The sequence below is a fragment of the Agrococcus sp. SL85 genome (genome assembly GCF_026625845.1).
In the GTDB taxonomy this organism is placed as follows: domain Bacteria; phylum Actinomycetota; class Actinomycetes; order Actinomycetales; family Microbacteriaceae; genus Agrococcus.
Genome location: NZ_CP113066.1, coordinates 727,808 through 754,347, shown reverse-complemented (window position 1 = coordinate 754,347; position 26,540 = coordinate 727,808). Strand labels below are relative to the sequence as shown.

Annotated in this window: 26 protein-coding genes; 15 read left to right on the top strand and 11 right to left on the bottom strand. The window is 73.1% G+C overall.

Annotated features, from left to right (window positions below; translation table 11 throughout):
- Positions 1 to 609: 609 nt before the first annotated feature.
- On the top strand, positions 610 to 810 hold the full coding sequence (locus OVA14_RS03600) for a hypothetical protein (RefSeq protein WP_267504927.1): 201 nt from the start codon (positions 610 to 612) through the stop codon (positions 808 to 810).
- Positions 811 to 1,009: 199 nt separating this feature from the next.
- Positions 1,010 to 2,158: a hypothetical protein gene (locus tag OVA14_RS03595; RefSeq protein WP_267504926.1), complete on the top strand. Its 1,149-nt coding sequence runs from the start codon at positions 1,010 to 1,012 to the stop codon at positions 2,156 to 2,158.
- Here OVA14_RS03595 and OVA14_RS03590 read toward each other — a convergent pair.
- The 8 genes from OVA14_RS03590 to OVA14_RS03555 form a co-directional block, all read right to left on the bottom strand.
- Positions 2,155 to 3,351 (bottom strand): hypothetical protein, encoded by a 1,197-nt coding sequence (locus tag OVA14_RS03590; protein WP_267504925.1) that lies wholly within the window; start codon positions 3,349 to 3,351, stop codon positions 2,155 to 2,157. The two genes, OVA14_RS03595 and OVA14_RS03590, sit on opposite strands and share 4 nt — an antisense overlap.
- An 81-nt stretch (positions 3,352 to 3,432) precedes the next feature.
- A complete protein-coding gene (locus OVA14_RS03585) occupies positions 3,433 to 3,831 on the bottom strand; it encodes a DUF779 domain-containing protein (RefSeq protein ID WP_267504924.1) in 399 nt (132 codons plus the stop codon).
- A gap of 61 nt (positions 3,832 to 3,892) precedes the next feature.
- The gene (locus tag OVA14_RS03580) at positions 3,893 to 5,464 is read right to left on the bottom strand and encodes an aldehyde dehydrogenase family protein (RefSeq protein WP_267504923.1); all 1,572 of its coding nucleotides are present in this window, start codon (positions 5,462 to 5,464) and stop codon (positions 3,893 to 3,895) included.
- An 82-nt stretch (positions 5,465 to 5,546) separates the two neighbouring features.
- Positions 5,547 to 6,746, bottom strand: a complete 1,200-nt coding sequence (locus OVA14_RS03575) for a GAF domain-containing protein (RefSeq protein WP_267504922.1) — start codon at positions 6,744 to 6,746, stop codon at positions 5,547 to 5,549.
- Between the two features lie 210 nt (positions 6,747 to 6,956).
- Positions 6,957 to 7,553, bottom strand: coding sequence for a hypothetical protein (locus OVA14_RS03570; RefSeq protein ID WP_267504921.1), 597 nt, complete (start codon positions 7,551 to 7,553; stop codon positions 6,957 to 6,959).
- Positions 7,554 to 7,617: 64 nt separating this feature from the next.
- Complete coding sequence (locus tag OVA14_RS03565) at positions 7,618 to 9,030, bottom strand: phytoene desaturase family protein (protein WP_267504920.1); 1,413 nt, start codon at positions 9,028 to 9,030, stop codon at positions 7,618 to 7,620.
- Positions 9,027 to 9,551, bottom strand: a complete 525-nt coding sequence (locus OVA14_RS03560; RefSeq protein ID WP_267504919.1) for a hypothetical protein — start codon at positions 9,549 to 9,551, stop codon at positions 9,027 to 9,029. Before OVA14_RS03560 ends, OVA14_RS03565 begins: the two co-directional genes overlap by 4 nt.
- A 78-nt stretch (positions 9,552 to 9,629) precedes the next feature.
- Positions 9,630 to 10,172, bottom strand: coding sequence for a TetR/AcrR family transcriptional regulator (locus tag OVA14_RS03555; protein WP_267504918.1), 543 nt, complete (start codon positions 10,170 to 10,172; stop codon positions 9,630 to 9,632).
- A 95-nt stretch (positions 10,173 to 10,267) separates the two neighbouring features.
- On the opposite strand from OVA14_RS03555, the gene OVA14_RS03550 reads away from it, so the two are divergent.
- Positions 10,268 to 11,098, top strand: coding sequence for an SDR family NAD(P)-dependent oxidoreductase (locus tag OVA14_RS03550; protein WP_267504917.1), 831 nt, complete (start codon positions 10,268 to 10,270; stop codon positions 11,096 to 11,098).
- A gap of 25 nt (positions 11,099 to 11,123) precedes the next feature.
- Here the strand turns inward: OVA14_RS03550 and OVA14_RS03545 are convergent, their stop codons facing one another.
- Positions 11,124 to 11,342 carry an Rv0909 family putative TA system antitoxin gene (locus tag OVA14_RS03545; RefSeq protein ID WP_267504916.1) on the bottom strand — a complete coding sequence of 73 codons (219 nt, stop codon included), beginning with the start codon at positions 11,340 to 11,342 and terminating at the stop codon, positions 11,124 to 11,126.
- Between the two features lie 244 nt (positions 11,343 to 11,586).
- Between OVA14_RS03545 and OVA14_RS03540 the strand changes: the two genes are divergently transcribed.
- From OVA14_RS03540 to OVA14_RS03530, 3 genes are all read left to right on the top strand, one after another.
- The gene (locus OVA14_RS03540; RefSeq protein ID WP_267504915.1) at positions 11,587 to 12,036 is read left to right on the top strand and encodes a YbhB/YbcL family Raf kinase inhibitor-like protein; all 450 of its coding nucleotides are present in this window, start codon (positions 11,587 to 11,589) and stop codon (positions 12,034 to 12,036) included.
- Positions 12,037 to 12,184: 148 nt separating this feature from the next.
- Positions 12,185 to 12,607, top strand: a complete 423-nt coding sequence (locus OVA14_RS03535) for a hypothetical protein (RefSeq protein ID WP_267504914.1) — start codon at positions 12,185 to 12,187, stop codon at positions 12,605 to 12,607.
- 140 nt (positions 12,608 to 12,747) lie between these two features.
- Positions 12,748 to 13,341 (top strand): hypothetical protein, encoded by a 594-nt coding sequence (locus OVA14_RS03530; RefSeq protein ID WP_267504913.1) that lies wholly within the window; start codon positions 12,748 to 12,750, stop codon positions 13,339 to 13,341.
- A 72-nt stretch (positions 13,342 to 13,413) separates the two neighbouring features.
- On the opposite strand, the gene OVA14_RS03525 is transcribed toward OVA14_RS03530, so the two are convergent.
- Together OVA14_RS03525 and OVA14_RS03520 are read right to left on the bottom strand one after the other, a co-directional pair.
- On the bottom strand, positions 13,414 to 14,721 hold the full coding sequence (locus OVA14_RS03525; protein ID WP_267504912.1) for an Nramp family divalent metal transporter: 1,308 nt from the start codon (positions 14,719 to 14,721) through the stop codon (positions 13,414 to 13,416).
- A 185-nt stretch (positions 14,722 to 14,906) separates the two neighbouring features.
- Entirely contained in the window at positions 14,907 to 15,842 is a 936-nt protein-coding gene (locus OVA14_RS03520; RefSeq protein WP_267504911.1) for a dihydrodipicolinate synthase family protein, read from the bottom strand.
- A 166-nt stretch (positions 15,843 to 16,008) separates the two neighbouring features.
- Between OVA14_RS03520 and OVA14_RS03515 the strand changes: the two genes are divergently transcribed.
- The 9 genes from OVA14_RS03515 to tcuA all read left to right on the top strand — a co-directional run bounded on the left by OVA14_RS03515 (position 16,009) and on the right by tcuA (position 26,510).
- On the top strand, positions 16,009 to 16,998 hold the full coding sequence (locus tag OVA14_RS03515) for a LacI family DNA-binding transcriptional regulator (protein ID WP_267504910.1): 990 nt from the start codon (positions 16,009 to 16,011) through the stop codon (positions 16,996 to 16,998).
- A 116-nt stretch (positions 16,999 to 17,114) separates the two neighbouring features.
- On the top strand, positions 17,115 to 18,290 hold the full coding sequence (locus tag OVA14_RS03510; protein WP_267504909.1) for a hypothetical protein: 1,176 nt from the start codon (positions 17,115 to 17,117) through the stop codon (positions 18,288 to 18,290).
- A 65-nt stretch (positions 18,291 to 18,355) separates the two neighbouring features.
- On the top strand, positions 18,356 to 19,453 hold the full coding sequence (locus OVA14_RS03505) for a type I restriction endonuclease (protein ID WP_267504908.1): 1,098 nt from the start codon (positions 18,356 to 18,358) through the stop codon (positions 19,451 to 19,453).
- 92 nt (positions 19,454 to 19,545) lie between these two features.
- Entirely contained in the window at positions 19,546 to 19,866 is a 321-nt protein-coding gene (locus OVA14_RS03500) for a nucleotide pyrophosphohydrolase (protein ID WP_267504907.1), read from the top strand.
- A gap of 4 nt (positions 19,867 to 19,870) precedes the next feature.
- Entirely contained in the window at positions 19,871 to 21,583 is a 1,713-nt protein-coding gene (locus OVA14_RS03495) for a DNA/RNA helicase domain-containing protein (protein WP_267504906.1), read from the top strand.
- Between the two features lie 171 nt (positions 21,584 to 21,754).
- On the top strand, positions 21,755 to 22,816 hold the full coding sequence (locus tag OVA14_RS03490; RefSeq protein WP_267504905.1) for a Bug family tripartite tricarboxylate transporter substrate binding protein: 1,062 nt from the start codon (positions 21,755 to 21,757) through the stop codon (positions 22,814 to 22,816).
- A gap of 83 nt (positions 22,817 to 22,899) precedes the next feature.
- On the top strand, positions 22,900 to 23,412 hold the full coding sequence (locus tag OVA14_RS03485) for a tripartite tricarboxylate transporter TctB family protein (protein WP_267504904.1): 513 nt from the start codon (positions 22,900 to 22,902) through the stop codon (positions 23,410 to 23,412).
- Position 23,413: 1 nt separating this feature from the next.
- Complete coding sequence (locus OVA14_RS03480; protein ID WP_267504903.1) at positions 23,414 to 24,955, top strand: tripartite tricarboxylate transporter permease; 1,542 nt, start codon at positions 23,414 to 23,416, stop codon at positions 24,953 to 24,955.
- Between the two features lie 73 nt (positions 24,956 to 25,028).
- Positions 25,029 to 26,510 carry an FAD-dependent tricarballylate dehydrogenase TcuA gene (gene tcuA / locus OVA14_RS03475; RefSeq protein WP_267504902.1) on the top strand — a complete coding sequence of 494 codons (1,482 nt, stop codon included), beginning with the start codon at positions 25,029 to 25,031 and terminating at the stop codon, positions 26,508 to 26,510.
- Positions 26,511 to 26,540: the final 30 nt, after the last annotated feature.

The window sequence follows — 26,540 nt, the reverse complement described above, 5'->3', positions numbered from 1 at the left end:
GCGTCGAGCGCGCCGGAGGGGCCGCGCAGCTGGTCATGCGCCAGGGGAAGACCGCGACGGCGCCCGCACGCGCGAATTCCTCCGACGAATCCCTTCCTCGGGCTTGCGCCCGAGCGCAATTCCCCCATACAGTCATTCCCGCGATGTCCCATCACCGATGAGAGAGGAGGATGCTCGCGATGTTCTTGAAGACCGCACCCGCAGTCACGGCCGCTGGAGCCCTCCCCGTCGGTGGGATCCGCTAGCGGCAGAGCGCACGGACCGACGGCCTCGCCCGGCCGTCCACGCCGGCTCCGCTCCGGTCATCCTTGACTGGGGCAGCACCGACACTGCACGACACGCCACGCCACGCCTGGCCAGCACAGGCGCCGGCGGCCGCGTCCGGCTCGACCGCCCCCGCGGCGGGAGGGCTGGCCGAGGCCCGCGTCCGTGCGCTCTGCCCATCGCCGTGTCCGCATCCGGTCGCCCGGGCGCCGTCTCGCGCCGAGCGGGCGGCCGCGCGCGAAGAATTCCCCCGCGAGGGACGTTCGTCGCGCATTCCTGACGCAATTCCCCTGCGATATCGACGCCCGTCCGAGGGGCGATATCGCCATGCCAGAGAGTCGTACCATGTCGAATGCAACGCTGCATGCCGCAGCACCTCCCACGGCCGCGCCGCGCAGGCTCGCCCTGCAGGCCGCGCGCCTCCTCGAGCGGTGGGCCCTGCAGCCCGCCGCGCCCGACCGGCGGCCCGCTCGCACCGCCGAGCGCGCGCTCGCCGACCGCGAGCAGCACGCGCTGCGCGCCCTCGCCACCCTCCCGCTGCGATGAGCGCGCAGGCGCTGCTGCGGGCGCTCGCGACCGGGCTCCGAAGCGAGGCTCGGCGCGGGTCGCCGAACGGGTCGCCGGGCCGGCGATCCGCGCGCGCCACGAGCAGGCCCGAGCGCGGCCAGGCTGCGGGGCAGCCCACCGGGCTGCCCCGCAGCCGTGCGTCCGCTCGTCGCCGCGCCCGCTGGACTACCGTGTGCACGTGGGAACCCCTGACTCCCCGCTGTCCGGCCCGCCCTCGGGCGGCGGCGCCACCGCGCGCCGACGCGCCCGCAGGGCGCTGCTGCGGTGGCTGCCGCGCTTCCGCATCGCGATCGCCGCCCGCGCCGCGCTCGGTGCGATGGCCGCGTGGTTCGTGGCTAACAACCTCCCGGGCGAGCTCCACCAGTACGCCTACGCCGCACCGCTCGGCGCCTTCATCGCCACGGGCAGCACCGTCTTCACGATCGCGCGCACCGCGATGCAGCAGACCATCGGCCTGATCCTGGGCGCGGCGCTCGGCCTCGCGCTCCTCGCGCTCGACCTGCCGGGATTCGTCGCGGTCGGCGCCATCGCCGTGGTCGCGGTGCTGGTGCAGGGCTTCGCGTCCCTCGGCATCGGCGGTGCCGTCGTGCCCGTCGTCGCCCTGCTCGTCCTCATCTTCGGCGGCGTGGACGCCGACAACTACGCCCTCGCCTACGTCGCCCAGTTCACCGTGGGCCTCGCGATCGGCGTCGTGGCGAACCTCGTGATCGTGCCGCCGCTCCACGACCGGGAGGCGCGCGAGCAGATCCGCCTCGCCGTCCACGACCTCGCCGACCGCACCGACGTCATCGCGGCGCAGCTGCGCGGCGCGTGGCCGCCGCCGCGCGACGACTGGGCCGGTTGGGGGCCCGAGCCGAGCCTGCAGGCCGACGACCTCGGCGACGCGGTGCGCCAGGCGCGCGAGAGCCGCCTGCTCAACCCCCGCACGATCTGGCGGCCGCACGACGTCGACCGCGACGCGCGCATGCTCGCGTCGCTGCGATCGATCGTGCATCGCATGGCCGAGGTGCTCGACGTGCTCGCGGGCGCCGCGTGGGGACTCCCGGTGCCCGTGCGCCTCGACGCCGACGAGCGCGCGCTCGTCGCCGATGCCCTCGACGCGCTCGGGGAGCACCTGCGGGCGCTCGCCGGGCTCGAGGGCGTGGCCGAGGCCTCCCGCGCGAGCGCCGCGGCGATCGACGCGCTCTACCGCGCGATCGTCGAGCGCGACGAGCCGGAGTCGGGCTCCGCAGCCGTCGTGTTCGCGCTGCGCGCGATGCGGCTCCGGCTCGACCGCACGGCGGCCGAGGTCCGCGGCGAGGCGGCGCGCGGCGCGAGCGCCGCCTAGGGAGCGGGGAGGGCAGCGGCGACGATCGCCTGCGGCCGGCCATCGAGCGCGATCTCGCGCACGGCGCCCGAGGCCGGATCCACCACGGTGAGCCCGTCCCACCAGCCATCGCGCGTGAATCCGCCCGCGAGCACCGCCTGCCAGCCGCCGCCGGCATCCGGCTGCCAGATCGCCGCGGTCTCGTGCGGCCGCTCGAGCGTCACCACCTGCTCCTCGCGCGTCCCGGGGTCGAGGAGCGAGACGCCCGGCGCGCCTGTCGCGGTGCCGAACGCGCCCGTGCCGACGGTGACGAGCCGTCCATCCGGCGCCGCCGTGACGCCGTGCGAGTGGCTGTTCGCCGCCATCGGCACGCGCTCGGTCGCTCCCGTCGCGGGATCGAGCAGCACCATGACGAGCCCCTGGTAGGGCAGCGCGATGCGGCCGTCGCCCGTGATCGCCGCATAGTGCGGCTTCTCCCAGCCGGCGAAGCCGAGGTTGCCGAAGGGCGCGATCTCATGTCGCACGATCTCGGGCGCCGCCGCCCCGCCGCCGCCGGCCCCTCCCGCTGCCTCCAGCGCCGCCGCGTCGACCACCGACACCGTGTACGAGTCGTGGTCGATCGTCGCCACCCACTCGCCGTCGGGGTCTGCCAGCACGTCGAAGGGGCGCACGCCCACGCCGACGCTGCCCGTGAAGGCCCCCTCGGCGACGTCGTAGGCCTCGAGCCACGCAGGATCCGGCCAGCGGTGCACGGCGACGAAGACGTGCGCGCCGTCGGGCGACACGGCGACGCCCAGCCCGCCGTCGCGGTACTCGCCGAAGCCTGCCTCGGCGGGCTGGTGCAGGTAGGGCACGAGCGCGGTGCGCTCGCGCGCCGCGAGGTCGACGACCGCGAGGCCCTCCGCGGTGGCGACGTAGGCGGTGCCCTCGGCCGCTGCCACGCCCCACGGCGCCTGGCCCACCTCGACGACGTCGAGCACCGGCTCGTCGGCGTCGGGGTCGACGATCGCGAGTCCGTCGGAGGCGGCGAGGGTAGTCAGGAGCACGGGCGCGGCCGCGGGCTCCGGCTCGGGCGACGGCGCGGCCGTCGCGGTCGCATCCGGTCGGGGCTGCGTCGCGGCGGGCGATGGCCCGGGCACGAGCGCGCCGGGCGCGCAGCCGGCGAGCGCGAGCACGACGGCGGCCGCCGCCAGCAACCACGTCGCTCCCCGCATCCGCCGATCGTCCCACGACGGCCCGTCCGCGCGGCGATGTCGACCGCGCCGGAGGGGCGCCCGTGCGGTCCTCCGCCGGCCTCAGTCCTCGGCGGGCGGCGCGAGCAGCCCGAAGTGCACGAGCTCGGGCTCCGTGAGCATGCGCGAGCGGATGAGGAAGCGCATCCCCGTCGGCCCCTCCACCGAGAAGCCGGCGCCGCGCCCCTCCACGAGGTCGATCGTGAGGTGCGTGTGCTTCCAGTACTCGAACTGGCTCACCGACATGTAGACCTCGACCGGGTCGTCGAGGCCTGCGTCGACCGCGCCGAGCAGCACGTCGCCCGCGCCCGTGAGGAACATGCCCACGGGGTAGCACATCGGCGAGGAGCCGTCGCAGCAGCCGCCGGACTGGTGGAACATGAGCGGCCCGTGCTGGGCCGTGAGCTGCCGCACCATGGCGGCGGCGTCGGCGGTGATCGCGACGCGCTCGAAGTCGGTCATGCGTGCCTCCTGGGGGAGCGCCCGGCCGCCGGGGGTGAGCACCGACGGCCGGGCGGGCGGATCAGAAGAAGCCCATGGCCCCGTCGGCGTACGAGACGAGCAGGTTCTTCGTCTGCTGGTAGTGCTCGAGCATCTTCAGGTGGTTCTCGCGGCCGATGCCCGACTGCTTGTACCCGCCGAACGCGGCGTGCGCCGGGTACTGGTGGTAGGTGTTCGTCCACACGCGGCCCGCCTCGATCGCGCGGCCCGCGCGGTAGGCGATGTCGCCCGAGCGGCTCCACACGCCCGCGCCCAGGCCGTAGAGCGTGTCGTTGGCGATCGAGATGGCGTCGTCGAAGTCGCTGAACGACGTGACCGAGAGCACGGGGCCGAAGATCTCCTCCTGGAAGATCCGCATGTCGTTCGTGCCCTCGAACACCGTCGGCGCGACGTAGTAGCCGCCCGAGAGCTCGCCGCCCAGGTCGACGCGCTCGCCGCCCGTGAGCAGCTTCGCGCCGCCCTCCGTGCCGATCTGGATGTAGCTGAGGATCTTCTCGAGCTGGTCGTTCGAGGCCTGCGCGCCGATCATCGTCGACGTGTCGAGCGGGTTGCCCTGCCTGACCTTCGCGACGCGGTCGAGCCCGTCGCCGAGCAGCTGGTCGTAGATCGAGCGCTGGATGAGCGCGCGGCTCGGGCAGGTGCACACCTCGCCCTGGTTGAGCGCGAAGAGGGTGAAGCCCTCGAGCGCCTTGTCGTAGTAGCTGTCGCCCGTGTCGCGCGCGACGTCCTCGAAGAAGAGGTTGGGGCTCTTGCCGCCGAGCTCGAGCGTGACGGGGATGAGGTTCTGCGAGGCGTACTGCATGATGAGGCGGCCCGTCGTCGTCTCGCCCGTGAACGCGACCTTGCGGATGCGCGGGTGCGAGGCGAGCGGGGCGCCGGCCTCGATGCCGAAGCCGTTGACGATGTTCACGACGCCCGCCGGCAGCAGGTCGCCGATGAGGTCGAAGAGCAGCAGGATCGACGCGGGCGTCTGCTCGGCCGGCTTCAGCACGACGCAGTTGCCGGCGGCGAGCGCGGGCGCGAGCTTCCACGTGGCCATGAGGATCGGGAAGTTCCAGGGGATGATCTGCCCGACCACGCCCAGCGGCTCGTGGAAGTGGTACGCCACGGTGTCCTCGTCGAGCTGGCTGAGGCCGCCCTCCTGCGCGCGCAGCACGCCCGCGAAGTAGCGGAAGTGGTCGACGGCGAGGGGGATGTCGGCCGCGAGCGTCTCGCGCACGGGCTTGCCGTTCTCCCACGTCTCGGCGACGGCGATCTGCTCGAGGTTCGCCTCGATGCGGTCGGCGATCCGGTTGAGGATGAGCGCGCGCTCCGCGGGGGTCGTGCGGCGCCAGCTCGCGAAGGCCTTCCAGGCGGCGTCGACCGCGCGGTCGATGTCCTCCGCGGTGCCGCGGCCGACCTCGCAGAAGGGCTTGCCGGTGACGGGCGTGATGTCCTCGAAGTACTGGCCCTTCACGGGGTCCACCCACTCACCGCCGATCCAGTGGCCGTAGCGCGAGCGGTAGCTGACGATCGAGCCCTCGCTGCCGGGGGCGGCGTAGACGCCGGGACTCGCGGTGGGCTCTGCCTGCACGTCGTCGTCGACGATGGTCATCGTGGTCTCCCTTGACTCGGATGCCGAGCGCCGCGACCGCGACGCTGCGATTGCCCGGCAGGCTACGAGGGGGCACGTTGCGTCAGGTTGCGGGCTGCTCCAGCCGCTCGATGCGGGCGACGAGGCCCGCGCGCCGCGGCGATCGCGCGGGCAGCATCCGCAGGCACAGCCGCAGCACCTCGAGGTCATCGGCGCCCGCGGTGGTGTCGACGTAGGCGAGGAGCACCTCGGCGCTCGCCTCGGCCAGCAGCGCCTCGCGCAGGGTGGCGCGCGCGCTGTCGCGCAGCTCCTCGACCCCGGGCGCGCGGGAGCCCGGCAGGGCGTCGCCGGAGTAGGCGGCGAGGGCCACGCGGTGCGCACCGCGGTCGAGCAGCGAGAGCACCTGGTGGAGGTCGGTCTCGAGCGCGGCCTCGAGCCGGTAGGGCCGGGAGGCGGGCACGAGGTGCGGCGCGTGCTCGGCGAGCACCTTCTTGAGCCGCACGAGCTCGGGCCGCAGCGAGTCGGAGCGCGGGTCGTCGTAGACGAGCTCGGCGAGCCGCTCGCCCGAGAGGCCCTGCCGATGCGTGGCGAGCATGAGCAGCAGCTCGGCGTGGCGCGAGCTGAGCTCGACCGTGCGGCCGTCGGGCAGGTCGAGCGCGCCGAGGTCGCGGCCGAGCACGCGCAGGGTCGCGGCGCGCTGCGGCGCGGGCCGACGGGCGGGGAGCGCGGAGCGGAACCGCTTCGTCGGCTCGGCCCGCTGCCGCAGCCGGGCGACGAGCAGCTCCGACTCCACGGCGCGCGCGGTGGCGTCGACGAGCAGCTGCGCCTGCGGCGTTGCCGCCTCGGGGCCGCCGGTGACGTCCAGCACGCCGAGGATCGCGCGGGTCTCGGGGTCGTGCACGGGCGCGGCGGTGCACGACCACGGCTGCACGAGCCGGTTGAAGTGCTCGGGGCCGCGGATCTGCACCGAGCGGTCGAGCGCGAGGGCCGTGCCGGGCGCCGCGGTGCCGACCGCGGCCTCCGACCAGTTCGTGCCGGCCACGAAGCCCATGTCGCCCGTGAGGGCGCGCACGGTGCGGTCGCCCTCCACCCACAGCAGCCGGCCGGCCGCGTCGCCCACGGCGACGACGACGCCCGACTCGAGCGCGTCGCCCGGCAGCAGCAGCGAGCGGATCATCGCCATGGCGCCCGCGAGCGGGTGCGCGGAGCGGTAGGCGGCGAGCGCCTCGGCGTCGAGCTCGAGCGGCGGCGCGCCCTCGACGCCCACGAGGCCCGCGAGCGAGCGGCTCCAGGAGTCGCGCACGAGCGAGCGGACGGCGGCGAGCCGCGGGTCGTCGGCGTGGCCCGCGACGAGGCTCGTCGTGGGCGCGCTCGACGAGCAGCCGGGGCGCGTGCTCGCGCCGGTCGGTCCACGTCGTCATGGGGGCTCCGATCGCCCGCCGCTCTGCGGCGTGCGGCCAGTGTAGGCGCAGGCGGGCGCGACGCGCGCCCGCCGGATCTGCCTCCGGGCTGATCAGGCGCAGCTGCGGTCGGAGGGATCCACCGGCGTCCAGTCCGCGACGCTCGGGACGCCGTCCACGAGCTCGAGGGTGAGCGTGACCTCCTCGAGCGCCACCGAGGTGACGGGCGAGGCGATCCCGGTGTCGAGATCGCTCTCGAGCATGGGGGAGAGGTCGTTGCAGAGCACGATCCTCGAGTGCGACGAGCCGTGCTCGACGACCTCCATCGAGTCGATGGTCGGCACGCCCGTGACCGCGATGCCGTCCGCGTCGAGCGAGTCGAGGAACGCGAGCGCGAGCTCCTGCTCCGCCGGGGTGGCGATGCCGGCGAGGTCGGCAGGGTCGCGCGACCCGGTGCGCTGCATGCTCGAGATCACGAACCAGGAGGAGCCCCACGCCGCCTCGATGACGAGCGGCTCGGCGAGCGCCGCCCTCGACTCGGCGGGCGCGGGCGAGGAGGTCGGCTCCGGGGTCTGCGAGGGCGGAGCGTCGGCTGCGGCGCCCTGCGGGGCGGGCGCCGAGGAGGTGAGCGGCGGCGGCAGCGGCACGCAGGCCGTCGTCATGAGGACTGCCGCGGCAGCGGCCAGGGCGAGGAGGGTCGTGGTGCGCATGCCGGGAAGGTACGGGCGAGCGTCGATCGCGATCGGACGCCCTCCACAGCCTCCGGGGCCGCCCTCAGGCGCCGAGGTCGCGGAGGACCGCGTGCGCCGCGTGCCAGCCCGCCATGCCGTGGACGCCGCCGCCGGGCGGCGTCGACGACGAGCACACGTAGAGGCCGGAGCCCGCCCGGTACGGGCGCGCGAGCACGGGGCGCGCCAGTTGCTGCAAGCCCGCGAGCGAGCCGCCGCCGATCGAGCCGCCGACGAGGTTGGGGTTCCAGGCCTCGAGTGCCGCGGGCGGCGTGGAGCGCGCGGCGAGGATGCGGTCGCGGAAGCCCGGCGCTGCGCCCTCGATCTCGGCGTCGATCGCCGCGCGCGCATCACCGCGCCACCCGTGCAGCACGTGCGCGTAGGCCCAGAGCACCTGCTGCCCGCCGCGCGCGCGCGAGGGGTCGGCGACGCTCGGCTGGCACACGAGCACGAAGGGCCGATCCGGCATCCGCCCCGCCGCGACGGCCCGCTCGGCGTCGTCGATCTGCTCGATCCGACCGCCGAGGTGCACGGTGCCGGCCCCCGCGACCGCCGGGTCGGTCCAGGGCACGGGGCCGTCGAGCAGGTAGTCGACCTTGGAGGCGGCCGGCCCGTAGCGCCAGCCGCCCAGGCGGCGCCGGTAGCGGGGCTCGACCCGGTCGGCCGCGAGCTCGAGCACCTGCCGCGGCGTCAGGTCGAGCAGCACGGCGTCCGCGGCGGGCAGGGCGCCGAGGTCGTCGACGTCGACGCCCGTCTCGATGCGCGCGCCGGCCGCCCTCGCGGCCCCGGCCAGCGCATCCGGGATCGCCTGCGTGCCGCCGCGCGCGAAGGGCCAGCCGAGCGTGTGCCCGACGCCGCCGAAGGCGACGGCGAACGCCGACGTCATGGGGTGCGAGAGCGGCAGGGTCGCGTGCGTCGCCGAGCCCCCGAAGAGCGCCTGCGCCGCGCCCGATCGGAACACGGCCCTCGCGAGCGCGCGCGCCGGCCAGGCGCCCCGCACGCCGATGCGGGCCAGCAGCAGGGGATGCTCCGGCATGCGCACGAGCGGCCCCATCGCGGAGGCGACGGTCTCCAGCGGCTGCTCGGTCGCGGGCGCGTGCAGCCGCAGCCACGCGCGGGCGTCGGCGCCCAGCCCCCGCGCCGTGCGCTCCGCGTCGCGGTGCAGCACGGCGGCGCGGCCGCCCGGGAGCGGATGCGCGAGCGGCACGGGCGCGTGCACCCACTCGAGCCCGTGCTGCGCGAGCCCGAGCGCCCGGAAGGCGGGGCTCGCGACGCCGAAGGGGTGCGCGGCCGCGCCGAGGTCGACGACCGTGCCCTCGCCGAGCACCGCAGCGCTCGCGGCGGCGCCGCCGATCGACGGCAGCCGCTCGAGCACGGTGACCTCGACCCCCGCCCGGGCGAGCACGGCGGCGGCGGTGAGGCCGTTGACGCCCGCGCCCACCACGACGGCGCGGGTCACGCGCGCCCCTCCCTCTGCGCGGCGGCGGGCCCGAAGCGCTCGGCGCAGGTCGCGAGCGAGACGCGGCGCAGCTCGTCGAGCTGGTGCTCGGCGCGCTCGCGCAGGCGCTGCGCGAGCGTGGCGTCGATGCGCCCGTCGATCCGCGCGAGCTCGTGCAGCGCCTCCCACATCGCGAGCTTCGCCCGCACGGCCCCCATCAGCACGTCGAGCTCGAGCTGGGCGGTCGAGGCGCGGCGCCGGCGCAGCAGGTTGTAGGGCGCGGCGGCGCCGATCGCGCGCAGGGTGCCCGTGAGCAGCCGCTTCCACCTCGCCGGGCGGAAGCCCAGCGACAGCACGAGCCTCGCGAGGTCGCGGCGATCGCGCGCGACGTCGACCGCCAGTCGCTCGATCGTGGCGGCGTGCGGCGTGCCCGCCCAGGTCCTCCCTGCGGCTCGGAACGCCTCGACGCCTCCCTCGCTGCCGAGCAGGTGCTCGTTGAGATAGGCGGCGAGCCGCTCGTCGGCGTCCGATCGCGTGCGCACGAGGTGCCTCCCCTGGTCAGGTCGGGGTACGGCTCGATCCTCCCGCGCGCCGCTGGGAGGGCGCGCAGAGGGCGCGGCTCAGGCCGCGCGCAGCCCCTGCAGGGCCACGCCCACGTGCAGCACGCGGGCCGCATCCTTGTCGGATGCGAGGGAGGCGGCGTAGTTCAGGCCGCAGAGGATGCGCACGAGCGCGTGCGCGTCGACGCCCTGGTGGATGCCGAGGGGGCCGGGGGTGGCGAGCACGCCCTGGAGCGCCTCGAGCACCTCGGCGACGGCGGGCGCGGGCTGCGCGTGGCCGGCCTCGTCGCGCAGGTTCTCGGCCACGTCGGGGTGCTGGCCGAGGAGGCCGACGGCGCCGGTGACGGCGACCGCCAGCGGATCCTCCGCCTCGGTGGCCTCGCGCAGCAGCTTCGCGAGCTCGAGCAGGTGCGGCTCGGCGAGCGCGGTGATGAGGTCGGGGCGGGCCGGGAAGGCACGGTAGACGGTGCCGACGCCCACCTCTGCGGCGCGCGCGAGGTCCTTGTGGGCGACGCTCTCGCCCGCGTCGATGCGCTCCGCTGCCACCTCGAGGATGCGTGCGCGGTTCCGCTCGGCATCTCGTCGCCTCGGCTGCTGGTCCATATCGTGATCATATCGAAATGGATGTGACTTCCGCTTGTGCTAGGTTCACGCCTGAGCGAACGTTGATGCTGCGCTGATGGCGCGAGGGAGAGCGGATGGGTGAGCCCAAGGTCGTCGTGCTCACCGGTGCCAGCGCAGGCATCGGTGCCGCCGCTGCCCGTTCCCTGAGCGCGGCGGGCCACGAGGTCGTCGTCGTCGGCCGCAGCCCCGAGCGCACCCGCGCCATCGCCGACGAGATCGGCGCCCGCCACTTCCTCGTCGACCTTGAGGAGGCGCTGAGCGTCCGCGACCTCGCCGCGCGACTCCTGGCCGAGCTGCCGCGCATCGACGTGCTCGCGCTCAACGCCGGCGCGCTCTACGGCGAGCGCCGCCGCACGGTCGACGGCCACGAGCGCACCTGGCAGGTGAACGTGCTGTCGCCGGCGCTCCTCAGCCGGATGCTGCTGCCGCGCCTGCGCGAGAGCGAGGGCCGCGTGGTGCTGACCTCCTCCGCGGTGCACCGCTTCGCCCGGCTCGAGGTCAACGACCTCGAGGGCCGCCACTCGAGCTACTCGATGCTCGGCGCCTACGGCAGCGCGAAGCTCGCGGGCCTGCTGCTGCTCGACGAAGCGGCGAAGCGCGCGCAGGCGCCGCTCGTCGGCATGGCCGCCTTCCACCCCGGCTACGTCGCGAGCCACGTCTTCCGCGACGTGCCGGTGCTCCACGGCCTCGTGAACGCCGCCTTCTCGCGACGCCTCACGCTCTCGCCCGAGGAGGGCTCGGTGCCGCTGCAGTACCTGGCGACCGTGCCGACGAACGCCGAGCTGCACCAGACCTACTGGCACCGCATGCAGGAGCGCCGCATCCGCCACCCGCAGTGGCACGACGTGCAGCTGCGGGCGGCGCTGCGCGAGGCGGTCGTCTCCTTCGACACCGCGATCGTGTAGCGGCGGGCAGCGGCCGCCCGCCGCCCTACTGGTCGCCGACCTTCCCGTCGAGGGTGGCGCGCACCTCCTCGATCTTCTCGCTGTGCTTGCCGCCCGTGACCTGGTCGGCCTTCTCGGCGATCGTGCCGAGCACGCCGTCGGTGAACTGCTCGGCCTGCTCGCTCGAGAGCACCTGGTCGATCTGCTCCTTGTTCTGCTCCACGAACTCCTGCGCCTTCTTGGTGAGGTCGTCCAGTGCACCCATCGCGGGCCTCCTCGGCTGCTCGGCCGTGCGCCGCCGGGCGGCGAGCGCGATGCGGCCCTGCCGCGCATGCTAGCCACGCCGGATGGTGGGCGGCAGGGGGTGCGCGGCGGCCGGCGGCCCGGCCGAGGCGTGCGCCGGCGCCCTGGCAGGGCGCACGCGCTGCCGATCCGGCGCACAGCCGCGCTGGCTAGCGTGACGGCGGCGCCGCGCGGCCCGCGCGGTGCGTGGAGACGAAGGAGCATGCATGGGACTCAACATCGCCGACCTCGCGATCAGCGCGGCCGAGTTCGGGCCGGGGGAGCGCATCCCCGCGGGCCTCAGCTACGACGGCGGCAACGCCGAGCCCACCTTCACCGTGACGGGCGCGCCCGAGGGCGCCGTCGAGCTCGCGGTCGTCGTGCACGACCCGGATGCGCCGCTGCCGCGCGGCTTCACGCACTGGGTGCGCTACGGCCTGCCCGCGCACGACGGCCCGATCGATCCCGCCACGGGCGTCACGGGGCCGAACACGGCCGGCCAGGAGGGCTGGTACGGCCCGCAGCCGCCCGCCGGGCACGGCGACCACCACTACTACGCGTGGGTCTACGCCCTCTCGCGCGAGGTGACGGGCAACCCCACCTACGAGACCTTCCTCGAGCAGTACGCCGACGCGATCCTCGAGCAGAACCGCGTCGTGGGCGTCTACTCGACCTGATCCCCCGCCTCCCGCGGGTGGAGGGGTGTGGTCGCTTCGCGCCCTCCTCGGCGCCTCCGGAGGGCCTCACGTGACCACAGGCAGCGCAAGGGCCCGGCCCCGGCAGCACCGCCGGGCCGGGCCCTCGCCGCGGGAGTAGCCTGGACCCGTGGCGAGCGCGGAGCAGGTCGACGAGGCCAGGGGCCTCGCGATCCTCCTGCACCGGGCCGCGACGCTCGCCCGCGACGACTTCGCCCGCGCCGCCCGGCCGCTCGGCATCGAGCCGCAGGCCGCGCGCGTGCTGCTGCTCCTGGATGAGCCGATGCCGCTGCGCGCGATCGCCGATCGGCTGCTCGCCGAGGAGGCGGTGATCGCCGCCGCCGCGGATGCGCTCGAGCGGGCGGGCCTCGCCGTGCGCGACGGCGAGCCCGATGCCCCGGCGCTCTCGCCGACCGAGGCGGGCGCCGCCGTGCGCGAGCGCCTCGGCGCCGCCATCGCCGCCGACTCCACCGCGCTCCACGCGCTCGACCCCGCCGAGCGCGCCCAGCTCGCGACGCTGCTCGAGCGGCTCGTCGAGAGCGGCGCCCGCTAGCCGCGCCGGCATCGGCGACCGCCGGCGCCGCGCGCATCCATCCCGCACCGATCCACCCCGCACGACCCAGCACGACCGATCCATCCCGCACGACCCATCCCGCCCGGGGCCAGCCCGCGGGCAGCAGCACGAGGAGCCCCATGCCCGATCTCGCCAGCGGCAAGTACGTCTCGCAGTCCGACGCGATCCGCCAGTGGTGGCCCGCCGCGCGCGAGGTGCTGCTCGAGACCGCGCGCGAGTACGGCGCGTGGATCACCGAGGAGGACCTCGCCGTCCGCATCCAGGCGGCGACCGGCATCACGACCCGGCAGCCTGCGGAGGAGTGGGTGGGCGCCGTGCTCACGCGCGTCGCGATGGATGCGGAGGGCCGCGGCGAGCCGCGCATCGCCTCGCTGTGCGTGCGCGCTGACCTCTCGGTGGGCGACCACGCGGGCGCCGTGCCCGGCACCACGGTGCAGTCGCGCGAGCAGCGCGCCGCCGAGGACCGCTTCGACTGCTACCGGCTCTACGGCGCCGAGCTGCCCGAGGACGGCGGCCGTCCGCAGCTCACCCCGCGGACCTCGGCGAGGCCCGTCACCAGGGCGCCCCGCGCGACGACGCCCCGGACGCCGCGCACGCCGCGCGCGACGAAGCCGGCGCCCGCAGCGATGCGCGAGGTCACCTGCACGAGCTGCTTCATGGTGGTGCCGGAGGCGGCGGAGTGCCGGGAGTGCGGGGCGCCGATCTCGGTGTGACGGGCCGTCGGCGCGCCCGGCGCCGTCCTGCTGAGGGGAGCCGGGGGCGCTGACGCCCCCGACTCCCGATCCTCAGCCGAGGAGCGCCATCACCAGCCGCACGGACGTCGCGCAGATCGCGACGAAGCCGAGCACCGCGAGCACGTTGTGCCACCAGCGGTTGCGCAGGTCGCCCATGAAGCGGCGGTTGCTCATGATCAGCATCAGCGCGCCCAGCAGCGGGGCCACGAGCACCGTGAGCGCCTGCGCCGTGATGATGAGGCCGACGGGCGACGACTGGAAGATGAGCGTGATCACGATGCCCCAGAGGAGGATCGCGCCCGAGACGATGCGTGCGGTGCGGCTGCTCGCCGACGGGCCGCGACCCAGCGCATCCGAGAGCATGGTGCCGCCCGCGGTGGCGTTGGCGATCATCGACGAGAAGGCGGCGCCCGAGAGGCCCAGCGCGAACAGCCCCGCACCGACCGGGCCGGCGAGCGGCTCGAAGACGGCCGCGAGCTGGTTGATGGTGGAGGCATCCTCGCCCGTGCGTCCGAGCACCGCCGCGGCGACCACGATCACGAGCGCCGTCATGATGCCGGGGGCGACGATGCCGGGGATCGTGTCGACGAGCGTGATGTCGCGGTAGTCGGCGCGCGTGTGGCCGCGCTGCTTGATGCCGTAGGAGGTGAAGAAGGCGGCGTTGATCGAGAAGTTGGTGCCCACGAGGGCGACGACGAGGATCTCGCTGCCCGCGGGCATCACCGGCCACAGGCCCGCGGCGGCCTGCGCCCAGTCGGGCTGGGCCACGACCGCGCTCACGACGAAGGCGATCGCCATGAGGGCGACGATGACGATGAGCACCTTCTCGACGACGCCGTAGACGTTGCGGAACAGCAGGATCGCGCCGACCGCGACGGTGCAGGCGACGGTCCAGAGGATGGGCGACCCACCGAGCAGCAGCGAGAGGCCGAGCCCCGACCCCACCGCGTTGCCGACCGAGAACATCAGCGTGATGCAGAAGACGCCGATGCCGGCGATGACGCCGACGGGCTTCCCGAGCTCGTCCTTGATCGACTGGATGAGCGAGACGGGCGAGCGCATGCCCATCCGCACGCTCATGTCGGTGAAGCAGATCATGAGGATCGTCGAGATCACGATCACCCACACGAGCGCGTAGCCGAAGGCCGAACCGGCCTGCACCGCGGAGGCGAGGTTGCCGGGGCCGAACTGCCACGCGCCGACGACGAAGGCCGGGCCCGCGAGGGCGAGCGTGCGCCAGATCGTGCGGCGGGGGCGCGCCGCCCCGGGCGCGGCCACGGCGTCGGCCGGGGGAATCGCGTCGGCGGCGGGGGAGTCGGGCGCGCCAGCGGTGCTGCGGCGGGCGTCGGTGGTGCTCATGGAAGCTCCTGGTTCTACCGCGGCCGTGCCGCGATGGTCGTCGTTGACCGGTCGAGCTGTGGTCGCATCCGTCATCCATGATGCGCTCTGCGCCGCGCGCCCGCTCGTCGGCGATGCGGCAGGGTTCCCGCGCGGGGCGGGGGCGGGGCGATGCGGGAGCCGGGCGAGCCGGCTCCCGCATCCGCTCAGGCGGGGATGAGCGCGCTGCCGAGCTGCGCGGAGGCGAGCGCGGCAGCGATCTCGTCGTGCGCGCCGTCGGCGAGCGGCAGCAGCGGCGAGCGCACGGTGGCGTGCTCGAGGATGCCGCGGGCGACGAGGCCCTCCTTGAGCGCCACGGTGCCCTCCATGTGCGAGCCGCGGTGGTAGACGGTCTTCGTCACGGGCAGCAGGCGGTCGTGGATCTCGCGGGCCTTCGCGTAGTCGCGGGCCTTGCCGGCAGCGATGAGCTCGATGAGCGGCTCGGGCGCGAGACCGCCGTAGCCCACGAGCGCGCCGTCGACGTCGAACATCGTGTGCAGCAGGTACTCGTCGTGGCAGGTGAGGATCTGCAGCTCGGGGTGCTCGGCGCGCAGCACGGGGATCTCGGTGTCCCAGCGCTTCATGTTGCGCACGCCGTTCTTGGTGGCGAAGACGCCCTCCTGGCCGGCGATCTCCAGCTGCGTCTCGAGGTCGTAGGTGGCCTTCGTGGCGTCCGGGTACTGGAAGAGGATGAGCGGCAGGCCGCTCGTCTCGTAGATCTCGGAGTAGCGCGCCTGCGGGGCGCCGGCCTGGTAGCCGAAGCGCAGCCAGCCGTGCGAGGGGTAGACGAGGCCCGCGGTGGCGCCGGCGTCGACGGCCCGCTTCGCCTCCTCGGCCGCCACCTTCGAGCCCTCGCCGGTGATGCCGGCGATGACCGGGGTGCGGCCGTCGGTGGCCTCGACGAACGCGCGGATGACCGCGGCCTGCTCGTCCTGGGTGAGGAACGTGCCCTCGCCCGCGTGGCCGAGCACCACGAGGCCCTTGACGCCGTCGATGCTGCCGAGCCAGCCGCCGAGGCGGTGGATCGCGTCGACGTCGACCGCTCCATCCCGGGTGAACGGCGTGACAGGTGCGGGGACGAGCCCGCGAAGGTCCAGTGCCATGGTGGCGTCCTCTCCATCGAGTCGCCGCAGCGTCCGCTGCGGGAGGTCGTTGTCTGCAAACGTTTGCAGGAACGATTGCAGTGTGCGCGCTGGCGGGCGCTCGTGTCAACCCCCGATCTGCAAACGTTCCCGACTTCGTGGGTACGCTGGCCCCAGGAGGTGCCGGATGGCAGCGGAGCCGCGCGAGGTCGTGACGCTCAAGGACGTCGCCGCGGCCGCGGGCGTCTCGGTCTCGACCGCCAGTCGCGTGCTCGACAGCAAGAGCCTGCGCTCGCCCCACGCCTCCCGCATCCGCGAGATCGCCGACGAGCTCGGCTACCGCCGCAACCGCGCGGCATCGGCGCTGCGCCGCGGCGAGACCGGCACGATCGGCGTGCTCGTGCCGAGGCTGTCGGATGCCGTGATGGCGCTCATGTACGAATCGATCGCGGCCGCGTGCGAGCGCTCGGGGCGGTTCGCGATCGTCGCGACTGCGGGCGACACCGACGGCGGTGAGGCGGCGGCCGCCGAGACGCTGCTGGCGCGCGGTGTCGATGGACTGCTGCTCGCCTCCGCGCGGATCTCGGATCCGCTGGTGGCGTCGCTGCGAACCCGCGGCGTGCGGCACGCGCTCGTGCTGCGCTCGGACGGCGTCTCGCCGGCGTCCCTCGGCGACGACGACACCGGCGGCTACCTGGCCGCCCGCCACCTCGTCGACCTCGGGCACCGCGACATCGCGCTCGTGACCGGCCCGCTCTACACGTCGAGTGCCCGCGACCGCCTCGCGGGCGCGCAGCGGGCGCTCGCCGAGGCCGGCGTCGCACCGCTGATCGCGGAGACGACGGACTACCGCATCCCCTCCGGCGAGCAGGCGGCGGCCGGGTGGCTGTCGGGCTCGCGCCGGCCGTCGGCCGTCTTCGCGGCGAACGACGATCTCGCGATCGGCGTGCTCGCGGCCTCGCATCGTGCAGGTCTCGAGGCCGGCCGCGATTACTCGCTGGTCGGCTACAACGACATCCCGGTGGCAGCGCGGCTGCCCGTGCCGCTGAGCTCGGTGCGCACGAACTTCGCCCAGATCGCGGCATCGGCGCTCGAGCTGCTCGATGGCGGCGCCGAGCGAGAGGTGCGTCTGGCGATGCCGACGCTGATGCCGCGGGGGAGTTCGGTGCGGGCGTAGGGGTCGCGGCTGAAGACGCTTCGGCAGCGCGGAGAATTTCTCGGAAACGAGGCCTCAGTTGGGGTACCGTCAACGCGACGGCCGTAAACGGAACCCTGTACGGGAAGGCGATCCTAATGGATGGCGATGAGCGGGACGAGCTGCGGAGGCCGCTCGAAGTCGAGGCGACCGACGTCAGTGTGGCGGATGATGAAGGGCCGAGCCTGGCTGACGCCATCCGAGAGATGACTGAGGAGCAGCGGCAGGAAGCGGAGGAGTTCGCTGCGGGCTTCTTGAAGCGAGTCATCCGCCTTCGTGGCGTGCGCATCGAGCGGGAGCAGTTCTTGAAGGCGGAGCTGCACAAGCGTGGCTTCTCGCAAGACGTGATCGCCGGCGCGCTCGCGGAGAATCCGGCTGCGGCCGGAATCCCGCCGGCGATGCTCGACTCCATCGCTATGGCGGCCATCGAGTTCGAGACCCGTAAGTCGACCATGCTGTCGTTCGCGGCCGGCCTTCCGGGTGGGCTGCTCATGATCGGCACCATTCCGGGCGACATCACGCAGTTCTACATCCACGCGTTCCGGATCATGCAGAAGCTCGCCTACGTCTATGGCTGGCAGTCATTCCTCGAGGACGCTGAGGAGATCGACGATGAGACGCTCGGCATGCTCGCGACCTTCCTCGGGGTCATGATGGGTGTCGGTGGTGCGTCCGCGTCGCTCACGGCATTCGCTGCGAACGTCGCGCGACCCGCGGTCCAGCGACAGATCGCAGGCATCGCATTGACCAAGACCGCTTGGTACACGCCCATGAAGCAGATCCTTCGAGTGATCGGTGTACAGCTGACGAAGGACAGCTTCGCGAAGGCCGCCAGCAAGGTCGTGCCCGTGATCGGCGGCGTCGTCTCGGGGACGATGACGTACGTCATGCTGGGCGTGCAGTCGCGGCGCCTGCAGCAGCACCTGCGCGAACTGCCGCCGCCTGGTGTCGATGCGGCGGAGTACCTGCTGCTCGTGCGCCGCGCGGACGAGGAGTCGGAAGCAGCTGAAGCGGCTGGTGAAGCCGGCTTCGGTGCCGCCCGCGAGCGAGCGCTCGCCGCAGTCTCCGATGTGTCGGACTTCTTCCGTCCTGTCGACCTTGACGGTGATGGCGTCCCCGATGAGGCGCGGGCGCTAACGGCGATCAAGGACGCGGGGGCGACCGCGAAGGGGCTTGCAGAAGGGGCTGGCGAGCGCCTGGGGTCGCTCTTCAAGCGGAAGCGAGACAGCGGCGCGGAGACTGCGGATGCGTCCGATTCGGAAACGAACTCCTGAGCGCTGAGTCGCGCTCACACTTGTCATCCAAACCGCTATGGTCGATCCAATCTCGGGAGGCAACTATGGAATTCAGTGATCGGCTCAACGCCCTCGCCGCGAAGGTTCAGAATCAGAAGGCGGCCATCCAGACGGAGGAGGCGACGAAGAACGCGTTCATCATGCCGTTCATCTCGACGATCCTCGGCTACGACGTCTTCAATCCGCTCGAGGTCGTGCCGGAGTTCACCGCGGATGTCGGGCTCAAGAAGGGCGAGAAAATCGACTACGCGATCCTTCGGGATGGCGAGGTGCAGATCCTTCTCGAGTGCAAGGCCTCGGTCGGTCAGTTGAAGTTCGAGCACGCCTCGCAGCTGTTCCGGTATTTCGCCGTCACGAATGCCCGGATCGCTGTGCTGACGAATGGCGAGACCTATCAGTTCTACACCGACCTGGACAAGCCGAATCGGATGGACGAGAAGCCGTTCCTCGTCCTGGACCTCAGCGACGTCGATGAGTCGATCGTTCCGGAGCTGCGGAAACTCACGAAGGAGAACTTCGATCTCGACTCCGTGATCAGCGCGGCCGAAGAGCTCAAGTACGTGGGCGCGCTCAAACGCGCGATCGGGGAGCAGTTCCGGGAGCCTTCGGACGATTGGGTGCGCTTCTTCACGACGCGCGTCTACGAGGGGTCGTTCACGCAGAAAGTGCGCGAGCAGTTCACCGCGCTCGTCGCGAAGGCCGGCAAGCAGTACCTGAGCGATCAGGTCAACGATCGGCTCAAGACCGCGCTCGGCGCGACCGGATACACGCCGGCGCCACTATCGGACTCCGCCGCCGCCGTGACGAGTGAGCCCATCGCGGAGAAGGACCTCGATCGCGACACCGAGGTGGACACGACGCTCGAGGAGCTCGAGGGCTACCAGATCGTGAAGGCGATCGCCTGCAGCGAGGTCAAGCCTCCTCGCATCGTGCACCGCGATGCGAAGTCCTACTTCGCGATCCTGCTGGACGATAACAACCGCAAGCCCATTGCCCGCCTGCACTTCAACAGCAGGAAGCAGAAGTACCTCGGCGTGTTCGACGAGGCGAAGACCGAGACTCGGCACCCGATCGAGTCGCTGGACGACATCTACTCGCATGCTGACGCGATCCGAGAGTCCGTCCGCCGCTACCGCGGTTGACCTGCAGCTGCTCGCATCGGGCCGGAACCTGACCGACAGGCGGTGCAGGCCAAGGTGAGCAGGCCGCGCGGAGTGCCAGCTAGCGTGAGACCATGACCGACGACCGCGCGCTCGCCGCGCTCCGCGCGTTCGTCGCCGAGCGCGACTGGGCGCAGTTCCACACCGCGCCGAACCTGGCGAAGAGCGTCTCGATCGAGGCGGCCGAGCTGCTCGAGTGCTTCCAGTGGAGCGAGGATGCGGACGACGCGCGCGTGCGTGAGGAGCTCGCCGACGTGCTGACCTACTGCCTGCTGCTCGCCGACCGCATCGGCGCAGACCCCGCCGAGCTCGTGCTCATGAAGCTCGAGCAGACGAAGCAGAAGTACCCGGTGGAGCTCGCGAAGGGCTCGATCACGAAGTACGACCGCCGCTGATCGCATGGCGACGATCCACGACCTGCCGTTCGACGACGCCTCCATGCGCGCGTGGTCGATGGGCGATCGGCGCGCGACGAACTGGCCAGTCGTCTACGCGCTCGAAGGCGGCACGGAGATCTACGTGGGCGAGACGCTCAACATGGGCGCCCGCGCGCGGCAGCATCTGGCGAACCCGTATCGCCAGCAGCTCGAGCGGGCGCACGTCGTCGTCGACGAGACCTTCCACAAGTCGGCGTGCCTCGACCTCGAGTCGCTCCTGATCCGGCTGTTCAGCGGTGACGCCGCCCGCATCGTGCTCAACCGGAACACGGGGATCGTCGACGCCGAGTACTACCGTCGCGACGAGTACCGGACCCGCTTCGATGAGATCTTCGACGAACTCCGGGCTCGTGGGCTCTTCACCCGCTCGATACCCGAGATCCGCAACTCCGACCTGTTCAAGCTCTCGCCGTTCAAGGCGCTCACCGAGGACCAGGCGGTCGCGACCGCCGGCATCGTCGAGTCGTTGTTCCACGACCTCGAGCGGGGGATCGAGAGCACGAGCATCGTGCAGGGCGATCCGGGCACGGGCAAGACGATCGTCGCGATCTACCTCGTGAAGCTGCTCGCCGACATCGCCGCCGCCGACCGCGACGAGGAGCCCACGGGCGAATCGGTGTTCGACGACTTCTTCACGCCGGGTCACCGAGAGCTGCTCGCGTCCCCGCGCATCGGGCTCGTCGTGCCGCAGCAGTCGCTTCGCGCATCGATCAAGCGCGTGTTCGCGCACGTTCCCAACCTCGAGCCGTCGATGGTGCTCTCGCCCTTCCAGGTCGGCTTCAGCCCGGAGCGCTTCGACGTGCTGGTGGTCGATGAGGCGCACCGGCTGTCGCAGCGCGCCGCGCAGGCTGTCGGCGTGCAGACCCGGGACTTCGGCGTCATCACCGCGCGGCTCTTCGGTGAGGACGACCTCGCCGTCACGCAGCTCGACTGGATCGAGCGGCAGGCGAAGCACCGGATCCTGATGCTCGATGCCCTGCAGGCCGTCCGACCCTCGGACCTACCGGCGGACGTCATCCGGCCGCTCGTCGACCGGGTCGCCGCCGACGACCGCGTGCACCGCTTGGCGACGCAGATGCGCGTCGCCGCAGGGGCCGACTACGTGCAGCACGTGCGGGACGCGCTCGCGGATCCGCTTGCGACTGGGCGGCAGGACCTCGGTGAGTACGACCTCCGCTACTACGACGATGCGGCCGAGATGCGCGACGAGATCCTCGCCCGGGACGAGGAGTTCGGGCTCTCTCGGCTCCTCGCGGGCTACGCCTGGGAGTGGCGGAGCAAGAAGCATCGTGAGGCGCCCGACATCGAGGTCGGCGGTCTCGCGCTGCAGTGGAACCGCACGGCCACCGAGTGGATCCGATCGAGGACCTCGCGCGAGGAGGTCGGTTCGGTCCACACCGTGCAGGGCTACGACCTCAACTACGCGGGCGTGCTCGTCGGTCGCGACCTCGGCTGGGATGCCGAGCGCGAGCGCATCGTCTTCCGGCGGGAGCACTACTTCGATCGCCGCGGCAAGGCCAACAACAAGATCCGCGGGGTCGCCTACTCCGACGAGGACATCCGAACCTTCGTGCTGAACATCTACGCGGTGCTGCTGACGCGAGGGATGCGCGGGACCTACGTGCACGTGGTGGACCCGGAGCTGCGGGAGGTGCTGCGGCCGCACTTCGGCTGAGCCGCGCCAGGGCGCCGGCGCAGCTCGAGGTCCTCACGTCCTCCGCTGTCGCGTGCCGCTCGAAGTCCGGATCCGCTCTCTGAGCTCCCCGTCAGCTCCACTCCCTTGACGGGTCGCACACATCTGTATACATTCGTGCACGACGATGACGTCGAGACCGAGGAGCCGTCGATGGAGACCGCCCAGCACGAATCAGGCGCCGAGCAGGCGCCACCCGGCCGCGGTCGCATCCCGCGCCCGGTGCGCCTCGGCATCGGCGTCGCGGCGGCGCTCGCGATGCTCGCCGGTCTCGTCGTGAGCGGCATCGAGCAGCGCTCGAGCGCCGCCACCGGCTACCAGGCCGTGCTGGGCGAGCGCCAGCTGCGGATCATGGCTCCGGCGAACCCGGGCGGTGGCTGGGACCAGACCTCCCGCGCTGTGCAGACCGCGCTCGGCGACGTGATCGGCCGCTCGGAGGTCTACAACGTCGGCGGCGCGGGCGGCACGATCGGCCTGCCGCAGTTCGTGCGCCACGCGGGCGAGCCCAACGAGCTCATGGTGACCGGCTCGATCATGGTCGGCGCGATCCTCACGAACGGCTCCGAGAGCAGCCTCGAGGACGTCGACATGCTCGCCCGGCTCACCACCGAGTACCTCGCGGTGGTCGTCCCCGCCGACTCCGAGATCGAGACCATGGAGCAGCTCGGCGAGGCGATGGCCGCGGACGTCGGCGCCGTCTCGATAGCCGGCGGCTCCGCGGGCGGCGTCGAGCAGGTGCTCGCCGGCCTCATCGCGCAGGACGTCGGCGCCGACCCGAGCGAGGTCTCGTACGTCGCCCACTCCGGCGGCGGTGAGGCGCTCACCACGATCCTCTCCGGTCGCGCGACCGCCGGCATCTCCGGCATCTCGGAGATCGCGCCGTACATCGCCGACGGCTCGGTCCGCGCCCTCGCGGTCTCGAGCCCCGAGGCGCTCGACATCCCCGAGGGCGTGCCCACGCTGCGCGACAGCGGCATCGACGTCGAGCTGCAGAACTGGCGCGGCATCGCCGCCCCGCTCGGCATCACCGACGAGGAGCACGCCGCGCTCGTGGCGATGCTCGACGAGATGCGCGCGACCGATGCCTGGCAGCAGATCCTCGCCGACCGCGGCTGGGGCGACGCGTACCTGACGGGCGACGAGCTCGAGCGCTTCGTCGACGACGAGCAGGCCACCACGGCCGAGGTGCTCGAGCAGATCGGACTGGTGGGCTGATGGCACGCGAATCGCGCAGGGACCGCCGGCGCCCGGGCCTCGAGACCACAGAGCTGCAGGCGATGCATCGGGCGGAGGATGCGGTGCCGCCGCCGCCCGAGGCGGTGGGCGCCGGCGCCTACCCCGCGGTGCTCTCCGGCGCCACGAGCGCGCTGGTCGGCGTCATCATGGCCGTCGCCGCGGTGCTCGTGCTCGTCGACGCCGCGCAGCTGCCCGCCACCTCCGACCCCCTCGGCCCCGCCGCGTTCCCGGTCGCGATCGGCGTGCTGCTGGGCATCGCGGGCCTCGGGCTCGCGATCGGCTACCACCGCTACGCCCTCGTGCTGCTGCGCGTGCGGCGCTCGGGCCTCCGTCGTCGCGGCCGCGGGGTCCGCGCGCTCGCGGTCGTCGCAGCGCTGCTCGTCTTCGCGGCGATCCTGCCGCTCGCGGGGTTCTTCCTCTCCGCGGTGCTGCTGTACGTCGGCGTCGCGCTGCTGCTCGGCGCCCCGCGCGGCTGGCACCTGCCGATCGCGGGCGTGCTCGTCGCGGGCGCGATCGTGCTCCTGTTCGACCGACTGATCGGGCTGACGCTGCCCGCCGGGCCCTGGGGGTTCTGACATGGATGCGATCGCACTGCTGCTCCAGGGCTTCGAGGCCGCACTCACGCCCGAGAACCTCCTCTGGGCCCTGCTCGGCGTCACCATCGGCACCGCCGTCGGCGTGCTGCCCGGCATCGGGCCGGCCCTCACGGTCGCGCTGCTGCTGCCCATCACCTTCCGCCTCGAGCCCTCCTCGGCGCTCATCCTCTTCGCGGGCATCTACTACGGCGGGATGTACGGCGGGTCGACCACATCGATCCTGCTGAACACGCCAGGGGAGTCCGCGTCGATCGTCTCGGCGCTCGAGGGCAACAAGATGGCGCGCGCAGGCCGGGCGGCAGCCGCCCTCGCCACCGCCGCCCTCGGCTCGTTCGTCGCCGGCACCATCGCCACGATCGGCATCACCTTCGTCGCGCCCGCCATGGCCGCGTTCGCGATCACGCTGGGGCCGCCCGAGTACGTGGCGCTCATGGCCATCGCCTTCGTCTCGGTCGCCGCGCTGCTGGGCCCCAACCTCCTGAAGGGCGCCGCGAGCCTGCTGATCGGCCTGACCATCGGCCTCGTCGGCATCGACCTCCAGTCCGGGCAGGCGCGCCTGACCTTCGGCAGCGACCGCCTGCTCGACGGTATCGACGTCGTGCTCGTCGTGGTCGGCCTGTTCGCGGTCGCCGAGACGCTCTCGCACGTGCTCTCGAACAGCGGCGGCTCCACGATCGAGCCGGTGCGCGGCCGCGCCGTGCTCACGCGCGGCGAGCTGCGGAGGTCGTGGCCAGCCTGGCTGCGCGGCACCGCGCTCGGCTTCCCCATCGGCGCGCTGCCCGCGGGCGGGGCGGAGATCCCCACGTTCCTCTCCTACGCGGCCGAGAAGCGGCTCTCGAAGCACCGGTCGGAGTTCGGTCACGGCGCGATCGAGGGCGTCGCAGGGCCGGAGGCCGCGAACAACGCGGCGGCCGCGGGCGTGCTCGTGCCGCTGCTCACGATCGGCCTGCCCACCAGCGCCACCGCCGCGATCATCCTCACCGCCTTCCAGTCGTACGGGCTGCAGCCGGGACCGACGCTGTTCGCCGAGTCTGGCGACCTCGTCTGGGCTCTCATCGCCTCGCTCTACATCGGCAACGTGATGCTGCTCGTGCTCAACCTGCCGCTCGTGAAGGTCTGGGCGAAGCTGCTCACGATCCCCACCTGGGCGATCTACGCAGCCGTGACGGTGTTCGCGGCGCTCGGCGCCTTCGCGGCCGGAGGCTCGGTGTGGGACGTCGTGATCCTCGCGGTGCTCGGCGCCTTCGGCATGCTGCTGCGGCTGGCCGACATCCCGGTGGCCCCCGCGGTCGTCGGCCTCATCCTCGGCCCGCTGCTCGAGTCGCAGCTGCGCCGGGCGATGACGCTCTCGGAGGGCGATCCGGCGATCCTCGTCTCGAGCCCGCTGACCGTCGTGCTCTGGATCCTGGTCGCAGCCCTGCTCGTCGTGCCGACGCTGCTCGGCATCGGCCGCCGACGCCGGCGTGCCCTGCGCCTCGCCGCGGCCGCCGACGAGCGCGCCGTCGCGAGCGCCGAGCGCTGAGCGCGGCGCCCATCCTGGCCCCGTCCCACCCATCGAACGCTCCGGCGACCCCGTCGCCCAGAGAGGACCATCCATGACCGCACGACCCCCGCAGGATGCGGACGTCATCGTCGTCGGCGGCGGCAACGCCGGATTCTCCGCCGCGCACGCGGCCGCCGAGCGCGGCCGCCGCGTCCTGCTGCTCGAGCGCGGCACCGCCGAGATGGCGGGCGGCAACTCCTTCTACACCGCGGGCGCCACGCGCATCCCGCACGACGGCCTCGGCTCGCTGCTCGACATCGTCGTGCCCGACGACCGGCACGACCGCACCGAGGTGCCCCCGTACTCCTCGGCCGAGTACCTCGCCGACCTCGAGAAGGTCACGGAGGGCCGCACCGACCGGGCGATGGCAGAGGTGCTCGTGGCCGAGGCGGGCGATGCCGTGCGCTGGCTCGCGCAGCTGGGGCTGCGCTACCGCCTGATGTACGAGCGCCAGGCGTACGAGCGCGCCGACGGCACGTTCCTGTTCTGGGGCGGCCTGCACGTGGGCAACGTCGACGGCGGCGTCGGGCTCATGGCCGACCACACCGCGGTCGCCGCGCGGCTCGGCGTCGAGGTCCGCTACGGCATCCGCGCCCGGGACCTGCTGGTCGAGGACGGCCGCGTGATCGGCGTGCGCGCCACCGACGAGACGACCGGCGAGGCGCTCGAGCTGCGCGCCGAGAGCGTCGTGCTCGCCGCCGGCGGCTTCGAGTCGAGCCCGGCGCTGCGCGAGGAGCACCTGGGCCGCGGCTGGGCGCACGCGAAGGTGCGCGGCACGCCCTACAACGTCGGCGACATGCTGGAGGCGGCGCTCGCGATCGGCGCCGCGAAGGGCGGCGACTGGTCCACCTGCCACTCGGTGCAGTGGGATGCGGGGGCCGAGCACAACGAGTCGAACCGCGAGCTCACCAACCGCCTCACCCGCCAGAGCTACCCGCTCGGCATCCTCGTGAACCGCGAGGGCGAGCGGTTCCTCGATGAGGGCGCCGACTTCCGCAACTACACCTACGCGAAGTACGGCCGCGAGATCCTCGCGCAGCCGGGCTCGATCGCCTGGCAGGTCTTCGACGCCGCCCTGCGACCGATGCTGCGCACCGAGGAGTACGACATGCCGGGCATCGGCGTGCACGAGGCGGCGACGCTCGACGAGCTGGCCGAGCGGATGGGCGTCGACGCGGCGGCGCTCGGCGCGACCGTCGAGGCCTTCAACGCCTCGATCGACCGCTCCGTGCCGCTCGACCCCACGGTGAAGGACGGCCGCCGCGCCGACGTCGAGCCGCCCAAGTCGCACTGGGCCTCGCCCATCGAGACCGGGCCCTTCTTCGCCTACCCCGTCACCTGCGGCATCACGTTCACCTTCGGCGGCCTCCGCGGCGACCTCGACGGGCGCGTGCTCGACGAGGCGGGCGCGGCGATCCCGGGGCTCTTCGCCTGCGGCGAGATGCTCGGCGGCCTCTTCTCGGGCAACTACCCGGGCGGCTCCGGGCTCGCGGCGGGGATGGTGTTCGGGCGCAGGGCGGGCGCGGCCGCCTGAGCGCTCCGCGCCCGGTAGGTTCGGGAGGCA

Excerpts from the sequence above, each read along its gene's own strand:
- OVA14_RS03600 (WP_267504927.1), top strand. The coding sequence starts at position 610 with ATGTCGAATGCAACGCTGCATGCCGCAGCACCTCCCACGGCCGCGCCG.
- OVA14_RS03590 (WP_267504925.1), bottom strand. The coding sequence starts at position 3,351 with ATGCGGGGAGCGACGTGGTTGCTGGCGGCGGCCGCCGTCGTGCTCGCG.
- OVA14_RS03585 (WP_267504924.1), bottom strand. The coding sequence starts at position 3,831 with ATGACCGACTTCGAGCGCGTCGCGATCACCGCCGACGCCGCCGCCATG.
- OVA14_RS03580 (WP_267504923.1), bottom strand. The coding sequence starts at position 5,464 with ATGACCATCGTCGACGACGACGTGCAGGCAGAGCCCACCGCGAGTCCC.
- OVA14_RS03570 (WP_267504921.1), bottom strand. The coding sequence starts at position 7,553 with ATGCGCACCACGACCCTCCTCGCCCTGGCCGCTGCCGCGGCAGTCCTC.
- OVA14_RS03555 (WP_267504918.1), bottom strand. The coding sequence starts at position 10,172 with ATGGACCAGCAGCCGAGGCGACGAGATGCCGAGCGGAACCGCGCACGC.
- OVA14_RS03550 (WP_267504917.1), top strand. The coding sequence starts at position 10,268 with ATGGGTGAGCCCAAGGTCGTCGTGCTCACCGGTGCCAGCGCAGGCATC.
- OVA14_RS03545 (WP_267504916.1), bottom strand. The coding sequence starts at position 11,342 with ATGGGTGCACTGGACGACCTCACCAAGAAGGCGCAGGAGTTCGTGGAG.
- OVA14_RS03540 (WP_267504915.1), top strand. The coding sequence starts at position 11,587 with ATGGGACTCAACATCGCCGACCTCGCGATCAGCGCGGCCGAGTTCGGG.
- OVA14_RS03530 (WP_267504913.1), top strand. The coding sequence starts at position 12,748 with ATGCCCGATCTCGCCAGCGGCAAGTACGTCTCGCAGTCCGACGCGATC.
- OVA14_RS03525 (WP_267504912.1), bottom strand. The coding sequence starts at position 14,721 with ATGAGCACCACCGACGCCCGCCGCAGCACCGCTGGCGCGCCCGACTCC.
- OVA14_RS03520 (WP_267504911.1), bottom strand. The coding sequence starts at position 15,842 with ATGGCACTGGACCTTCGCGGGCTCGTCCCCGCACCTGTCACGCCGTTC.
- OVA14_RS03515 (WP_267504910.1), top strand. The coding sequence starts at position 16,009 with ATGGCAGCGGAGCCGCGCGAGGTCGTGACGCTCAAGGACGTCGCCGCG.
- OVA14_RS03510 (WP_267504909.1), top strand. The coding sequence starts at position 17,115 with ATGGATGGCGATGAGCGGGACGAGCTGCGGAGGCCGCTCGAAGTCGAG.
- OVA14_RS03505 (WP_267504908.1), top strand. The coding sequence starts at position 18,356 with ATGGAATTCAGTGATCGGCTCAACGCCCTCGCCGCGAAGGTTCAGAAT.
- OVA14_RS03500 (WP_267504907.1), top strand. The coding sequence starts at position 19,546 with ATGACCGACGACCGCGCGCTCGCCGCGCTCCGCGCGTTCGTCGCCGAG.
- OVA14_RS03495 (WP_267504906.1), top strand. The coding sequence starts at position 19,871 with ATGGCGACGATCCACGACCTGCCGTTCGACGACGCCTCCATGCGCGCG.
- OVA14_RS03490 (WP_267504905.1), top strand. The coding sequence starts at position 21,755 with ATGGAGACCGCCCAGCACGAATCAGGCGCCGAGCAGGCGCCACCCGGC.
- OVA14_RS03480 (WP_267504903.1), top strand. The coding sequence starts at position 23,414 with ATGGATGCGATCGCACTGCTGCTCCAGGGCTTCGAGGCCGCACTCACG.
- tcuA (WP_267504902.1), top strand. The coding sequence starts at position 25,029 with ATGACCGCACGACCCCCGCAGGATGCGGACGTCATCGTCGTCGGCGGC.